This window comes from Chitinophagaceae bacterium (genome assembly GCA_007695095.1).
In the GTDB taxonomy this organism is placed as follows: domain Bacteria; phylum Bacteroidota; class Bacteroidia; order Chitinophagales; family REEL01; genus REEL01.
On sequence record REEL01000063.1, the window covers coordinates 1 to 7,182 of the forward strand.

Annotated in this window: 7 protein-coding genes; all 7 read right to left on the bottom strand. The window is 35.2% G+C overall.

Annotated elements, in window-relative coordinates; all coding sequences use genetic code 11:
- Positions 1-466, bottom strand: a 466-nt coding sequence (locus EA412_01920) for a hypothetical protein (protein TVR82198.1), incomplete at its 3' end; no start/stop codon positions are given.
- Between the two features lie 512 nt (positions 467-978).
- Positions 979-1,758: an acyl-CoA desaturase gene (locus EA412_01925; GenBank protein TVR82199.1), complete on the bottom strand. Its 780-nt coding sequence runs from the start codon at positions 1,756-1,758 to the stop codon at positions 979-981.
- A 76-nt stretch (positions 1,759-1,834) separates the two neighbouring features.
- Positions 1,835-2,461 carry a sigma-70 family RNA polymerase sigma factor gene (locus EA412_01930; GenBank protein TVR82200.1) on the bottom strand — a complete coding sequence of 209 codons (627 nt, stop codon included), beginning with the start codon at positions 2,459-2,461 and terminating at the stop codon, positions 1,835-1,837.
- A gap of 90 nt (positions 2,462-2,551) precedes the next feature.
- Positions 2,552-3,919, bottom strand: coding sequence for a TlpA family protein disulfide reductase (locus EA412_01935; protein TVR82201.1), 1,368 nt, complete (start codon positions 3,917-3,919; stop codon positions 2,552-2,554).
- 83 nt (positions 3,920-4,002) lie between these two features.
- Positions 4,003-5,424: a hypothetical protein gene (locus tag EA412_01940; GenBank protein ID TVR82202.1), complete on the bottom strand. Its 1,422-nt coding sequence runs from the start codon at positions 5,422-5,424 to the stop codon at positions 4,003-4,005.
- Positions 5,425-5,446: 22 nt separating this feature from the next.
- Complete coding sequence (locus tag EA412_01945) at positions 5,447-6,382, bottom strand: hypothetical protein (GenBank protein ID TVR82203.1); 936 nt, start codon at positions 6,380-6,382, stop codon at positions 5,447-5,449.
- A gap of 36 nt (positions 6,383-6,418) precedes the next feature.
- On the bottom strand, positions 6,419-7,182 hold a 764-nt coding region (locus EA412_01950; GenBank protein ID TVR82204.1), incomplete at its 5' end, for a hypothetical protein.

Sequence of the window (7,182 nt, forward strand, 5' to 3'; positions counted from 1 at the left end):
CACTATAATCCATCAAGAAGGCTGTTCCACTTGCATCTGACTTTAAAGTCAGGTTTGAAGCAGCTGTAAAGACCGCATCCTGCTGTATAATCACACTGTTACGCACTGACGCATCTGCCGGTAAACCTGCAAACTGAACAAATGTAACTCCGACAGGATTATTCATTACTATATCATAAAAATCGGTAGTTCCTAAAACTTCCTGACTGGCTACGCCGTCAAAATGAAAAGTTCCGCCAATTTCCGCTAGTCCGTCATTAATTAAATCACCGGTTAGATAGATATCACCTTGATTAACGGTAGAACCACTGTTTACCTGTTCAAAGTCTCCGTTCACACGCATACTTGTATTTGGTAAAATTGTGATGGTCCCGCCATCATTGTAAAGATGTGCCGTCTGGGAGTGAGCCTCCCCAAACATAAATATTGCCATAAAACAGGCTAATATTAATTTTAAATTCTTCATATAAATTAGTTTAGATTAAATAATTTGACTCGAAACAACAATTAAATCAAATATGCTCAAATATGCAATTTTTTTTTGGATTTTTCTGTACAATAACAATGCTATTCTTACATGAAAAAAACTTTTCTTTAGATAAAAAGCATTATTTTCGTATTGGTTTTCAAGCAATTAAAGCTTACTTTCTTGCAAAATAATATTAACTTTAAGGTTACAATTCGGTAACATAATTACTTAAAAAAGCTTAAAACAGGCCCTGTAAAAAAAATGCAAAACCCGTTTTAAGCAAACAAACAGAAATTTTTCAATAATTATAAGTCTTGTTTTAAACCGTAAACACAATCTAACAATTTAAAACACCAAAGTCAACTATTATAATGACAATAAAATTGAAAAATCTTACGAAAAATCTTATAATATTTTTTTACTAACTCTATATCACTGTAGCTCAGTCAAAACAAAAAAGGGATGCATAAACAAATATGCATCCCTTTTCTAAAAAATTAAATTCTATCTTATGCAGACTTTTGAGATGTAATTATCTCAGGTTTAATATCACGTTTAGGTGATTTCTTCAGTTTAATTACATTAATCTTGTTTAAGACTTTAATGATTTGATAAGTGATGTCAATTTCATGCCACCGAACTCCTCCAAAATTTGCTCTTCCACCAAATTTATGATGATTATTATGATAATTTTCACCTAACAATAAGAAATCAAAGGGTAATGAATTCGTACTCGTATCTTTAACTTTAAAATTACGATATCCAATTTTATGACTAAACCAGTTTACCATGGCTCCCTGAACAGGTCCCATTACTAAATGCACCGGAAGTAATAACCAAAGCCACCAAGATGTTGCAAAAAATGCATAAATACCAATAATTGCAAAAGCCCAACCTAATCGGTTTGGCCAGGAATCGGCAAATTTTTCAAAAGCACTCCATTGAACAGCTCCGGAAGAGAATTTTGGGTCAACTTCAATTCTTCCATAATTAATATCATTATAGATAGTTCTGGTTTGCCACATCATGTCAAATAAATTCTTACTGTACTTGGGTGAATGGGGATCTTGATCCGTATCTGCAAAAGCATGATGCATTCTGTGCATTATACCATAAGCATAAGCACTTAAATAATTACTACCCATAAATAGCCAGGTAAGTACATAGAAAAATTTCTCCCACCCTCTGCTCATCTCAAATTGCTTATGAGAAGCATATCTATGGAGGAAAAAACTGTGTATAAAAATACACATATACCAATTGATGATAAAAAATAAAATAATGATCATTTTTATAAAGCTTTTACCCCTAAGACAGTAAATTCTTAAAAGTGTGACAGTTTAACTTGTTTTTTTTAATAATTTTTTAGGACTGAGGATTTTTCTTGTCCATCCAATTTGAAAAATCGCTTTTTAATACATTAATATAGTCACAGACATCACCATATTTATACGCCTTAAAAAAAGAAGGAAAAAAGCTTTTAAAGGTATTTTTATCGTATTCGAATCTCTGTGCATCATCCTGCATCCTGACTTTTGCTCTTTGGAAAATTTTACGTGCATTTTCACTGGTAGTTCCTATCAACTCCGTGATATCATTATAACTGAAGTTAAACGATGATTTTAACACAAAAACAGCTTGCTCCTTAGAATTTAACTTCTTTAACATATTTGCATAAACTTCTGTTAATTCCTTTTCCATTTCACTATAGCTGTTTTCAATATTTAGCTGATAATTACTTATCTGGAAATTTATTTCTGCCAAAGCTTCAACTTTTTTTCTTTTAATATCTTCTAAAAAATTGATGCAAGCATTTTTTACCGCTTTAATAAGATATGCTTTGCTATTTTGAACATTTTCTTTATCAACTTTCATCCACTTTAAAAAAGTTTCCTGTACTATATCCTCAGCATCTTCCTTTGATTTAAGAAACTGATAGGCTATTGAATACAATAAACTATAATAATTATTATAGGCTTTTTCGGCAGTCATGGGACAAGTTAAGTTGCAAAGATAACATTAAAAGTCAAAAAAATGTTCTAAAATTCCATAAAGAACTTACATTTAAATACAGTTGTAAAACTACTTTTTTAACATATTATTCTGCAAAAATGATTCCAGATGTGATACTGAGTTAAATCTCCAATAGATATTGTCTTCTGAATCTACTAAATAAATGGTTGGGGTAGCGAAAACATAGTACAATTCAGCAGATTCACTTTCCCAGCCTTTAAAATCTGAATAATGCAACCAGTCTGAAAAGTGAGATGATACCTGATTATAACTTTCCTTGTCATATTCAAGTGGGAAACTAACTACTTTTACACCATTTTCACTTAATAAAGAATTCATATTGTAAAGTGAAGGAATTTCTTCCATACAGTGGTTACACCAGCTTGCCCAAAAGACAATCAATCTGTAATCTCCGGGTATCTCATGTAAACTTTCATATCCTCTTACCGGGCTTGAAAAATTAACATCCGGAGCCGGGTTTCCCTTTTTCATTGCTCTGTATTGTTGCATTTTACGCTCTAAGCCTGATTCTAATTCACAAGCTCCATCCAACATTTGATTACTTAAATATTCTGCCGCCCTGAATAAGCTTCTCTTTTCAAAAAGATTGAACAAATGATTCGCATACAAATTTAATAAATCATCCTCCCCTTCTACTGTCGCCAAAAGATGATCTGTTGCTGCATTTATTAAAACATAAACTGAATCCAAATCGGGAGTTCCACTACCTGCCGACTCGCAAAGAACTACATAATTCTCCATCAATCTTTCCAGTATTCCGGAATGCAATAATCTTTTGTCTGAAAAATCTATTTCATGAAAGTATAACAAATCCTGTTCTACCCGGTGCCAGTATCTGTTGATAGTAACCGGTATATTTTCAACATAAGTTCTGATAGGTATATAGTAAGATACATACAGACTTTTATCAAGGTTCTCTAAATTTTTAGCTTGTCGTTCTTTTAAGTTCTTAATTTCGTTATTAATAAATCTTAAAGACCTTTTTGAAGAAGACTCTTCATAGTATGGCAATACATACTTCAAACCACTTAATTTTGCATCTGTTATACTTCTCTCCTGAATATAATTTTCAAATTCAATATTTTCACGACTATCAAAAGTAACCTCAAAATTGTTAAAAATATCGTTAAAGGTGATTTTAATATTCTCTTCAGCCAATATCAGTAAAAGTTGATTTTGCCCGTCTACATCAATAAAACCGGCGCCTTTATAATCCTTATCAAAAGTTAATTTCAAAGTACCGTTTTCATCAGTTTTTCCTTCATCAAATTTGAAGGTACTAAAGCCCTGAAACCCATAAAGTGTGATATTTACATCGGGAACTCCATCTAAATCAATTTTTAGATTATTGACAGCAAATGATGTGTAGTGTATCAATAATGAGATAAAAACAATAATTACTCGCTTCATATACATTTATTTTAAAAAAAAATCCTGCCACTTCAAAAATAAGAAAAGTAGCAGGATTTTCGATTATGAAAATAAATTCTGTTTGTAAGTTAATTTTTTATACATCTCACACTTTTACCTCTGCCTCTGTGATCGGAATCTATATCTGCAGTATTTGCGGTGCCTCTTATGCGAAGTCTTACAGCTTGAGTCCCGCTAACCGTACTGGTCCAATAAAAGCCCTGTGAACCGGCCTGTCCTAAATTTCCGGAAGTTTGAAACCGAAAGCCTGCTGCCGTAAACTTTCTATTACTATTATAAGCACCGGTGAGAGTTTGTTCAGACCAGCTGTTTCTCTCAGCTATTGCTTCAGCTTCTGTAGGTAAACGAAATCCGGCAGGGCATGGGTTGTTTATTCCTGCGAGCCCTTGCCATAAATTATCATTTGCCGGGTTCAACCAATCACTTGATCCGGTACCCATTGCAATAAAATCTGAGTGTGTAGGCTGAGGCACAGAACTTTGAGTACTTGTAATGCTGCTATTCCTGGCTGCATGCCCGTCATCCGGTCTGCCCCACTGAAATAAACAACCATAAGCCTGAGCATCAGTAACACTGATAGCTTGTCTGGAAGCTCCTAAATTTCTATCCATCCATATACGCCCGGTAGTGCTGTTAATTACTTCAACGAGATCTGTTGAAGAAGCGCAAGGCCCCAGGCTCACCGGAGGAACAATTGATAAACAAGTATAACCACTGTTTCCACAAACATTTTCTGCTCTTACACAAATATTTCCGGCCGGTGTTCCTGTAAAGTCAACTGTAATAGATATACTACCCTGACCACCTGTTATAACTGCTCCGGAAGGAACAGTCCAATTATAATCTGTAGCTGATGTAACTGCTGATGTGCTATACACTACTCCGGTTGCGTTGTCAGAAGGAGCAGAATTTCCACTTACAGCCGGAGGGTTATCAGGGACGGTAATTTGAGATGCATTTACTACAAATGTTTTAAATTCAGCACATCCTCCATCTTCCGTAACTGTTACTGTATAAGTACCGGGAGAAAGTGAACTAATTGATTGAGTATTTCCGGCATTTCCCGACCATGAATATAAATATGGAGAAGCTCCACCGGATACGGAAAGATTTATGCTTCCATTATTATCACCAATACATACTTCATGAGTAACGGTTCCATCGATAATAATATTAGTAGATGAACAATCCGGACCTGAACCCGGACCTGCTGAAGCCTCACTACATAAACTTATCCAGTCAATGTTGTTATAAACTTCAACACATTCATTTTCCGTATTATAAATTAACAACCCCTCAGCCGGTGAAGCAATTGCATCACGCTGAGAAGTGTTCATTCTGGGTAAAAGTAAACCCTTGTTTGAAGACTCCATTTCAAAAATTGAAGCAGGATTCACATTTGTGTGATTATCACCAATTTTAACTTGTGAAAAACCAACTCCTGAAAAAAGCAGGCTGATAACTAAAATATTTATATATTTTCTTAACATAACTTTTGTTTAAAACTTAAGATTAATCTTCTTTTATACACCTGATAGAGTTTCCTCTGGATGGATTCATAGCGTCTCTCCAAAATTGATTACTGTTGGCATTTAGTCTCCATAAAATGGCACTTACATTACCTACAGAGGTCCAGTAGTATGAACGATCCCCAAAATGCTCAGAACCATAAGGTGAAATAGTGCTACGCTGCCCACCGGGTTTACCATTAAATCCATAATCATCTGTGCCATTCATACCGGCAATCCATCCGGTTGTAGATTTTAGCTTTTGACCGGCATCATCACCTACATTACCCCATCCATTCCACTCAGCATCTCCATAATTATAGGTCTGGTCAACTTCACCGGCAAGCATTTTCCAGTCTTCATCATCAGGCACTTTCCAGCCAAGAGGACACAATGTTCCCTCTCTTACAGCATAATGATTGTATAAAAAACCATAACTGTCATCATAAGTTGAATTTGCTCCGTCATAATAAATTGAATATGCGGGAGTACTTACAAACCAATTGCCGTCAAACTCAACAAAAGGAATAGAGGTTCCATTATTAAATATACTAGTTCTTAAGTCTTCTGCAAACCAACATTGATTTCCTATAGGAACAATTGAATAAGTATGTCCGTCTAAAGAAGGAGGCACTACTCCGGTACAAGCATTTGCAGGCAAAGTGGATACATTACATAAATTTATCCAAACAGAACCATCAAATACCTCCAGACAAACAGAATCTGTATTGAAAATCAGCAAACCTGCAGGTATAGGAGTGCTTATGTCATTATCTCTCTGAATAGTTGATAGCCTGGGCATCAAAACGCCTTTATCAGAAGTTTCCAGTTCAAAAACTGCAGAAGGATGAATATTTTGAATATTATCGCCAATTTTAACTTGTCCAAAAGTAAAATTAACAGTTATCAAAAAAAATGTAAGAAATAGAATCCTATTCATAGTTCAATAAATTATATAAAATCAAATTAAAAAAGGCTAATCTTTAATGCAACGTACACTTACAGCATAACCTCTGACGATAGTAGACATGTTAAACGAAGTAAAATAGGTCAAGTACCGGGCTTGGTCACCGACAGTCGTACTCGTCCAATATCTGGCCGTTTCTACAATAATATTTGCATTATCTACTCTTCTGGCTCCGGCTCTTGAAATTTTTAATTCACTGTCAAATGCATCAGCTAATGAATTTGAGTTCCAGGACGCCACTTCATTTACCCACTCAATTTCAGTTGGAATTCTAAATCCGCCGGGACAAGGGTTATTTATGCCATTTACTCCCTGCCATAAATTATCATTTTGAGGGTCACGCCAATCCATTGGCATTACTAAGCTGGGTACAGTAATAAAATCTCCGTGCCCGGGAGTATCCGATGCGCTTAAATTTGTAGTTGTATTACTATTTCTGAATTCATGTCCATCTGTACCTCTGCCCCACTGATAAAGACATCCATATGAGTCTTCGTCTAATGCGGATGTTGCCTGTTGTGTAGCTCCAAGATTTCGATCCATCCAAATTCTACCGGTTGTCGGATTGGTTACCTCCACAATTTCAGTCATTACTCCACATGCCTGTATTGAACTTGGTGGAGCACCTGTGTCACATAAACTTCTCCAGTCTGTACCATCAAAAACTTCAACACAACCTTCGTCTATATTGTATATCACCAAACCCTCCGGTATAGGCGTGGCTATGTCATTATCTCTTTGCTGAGTTGTTAATCTGGGTAATAAAAATCCCT